The sequence below is a fragment of the Pseudaeromonas sp. HNCC25DJ180 genome, assembly GCF_055413345.1.
In genome coordinates, this window is sequence record NZ_JBVAYF010000053.1 from 1 (window position 1) to 341 (window position 341).

The 341-nt window shown below is 61.6% G+C and carries 1 protein-coding gene; it reads right to left on the reverse strand.

The window, feature by feature from the left end; genetic code table 11:
- Positions 1 to 341 (reverse strand): hypothetical protein (locus ACZYTD_RS17230; RefSeq protein ID WP_463893928.1); only part of this gene is annotated, 341 nt, incomplete at both ends.

A 341-nucleotide genomic window follows, 5' to 3' on the forward strand; every position in this document is an offset into this window, starting at 1 on the left:
TCCAGTGTATCGCTTGTGCTGTCGCCAGAGAGCGCCGTCACCGTGATGCCGATGCTATCGATGGTGGGAGCCCCGGCGTTATGCTGCAACACCGCCGGATCATAGCTGTAGCTCACCACGCCGCTGCCACTGTTGTAGCCCGTCAGGGTCAAGATACCCTCGCCGCTGTTGATAACCACAGGTGTGGTACCCAGCGTCGCCAGTTGTACCGCACTCAGCTCCTGACCACCCACAGTGATGGACTTGAGCCCATCCGGTGCGCTGATGGTAAAGCTGTTGGCCGTGGTGCTGTCTGCCTCCGAGAGCGTCCAGTCTGTGGCGTTGGCGCTGCCATCCCGGTC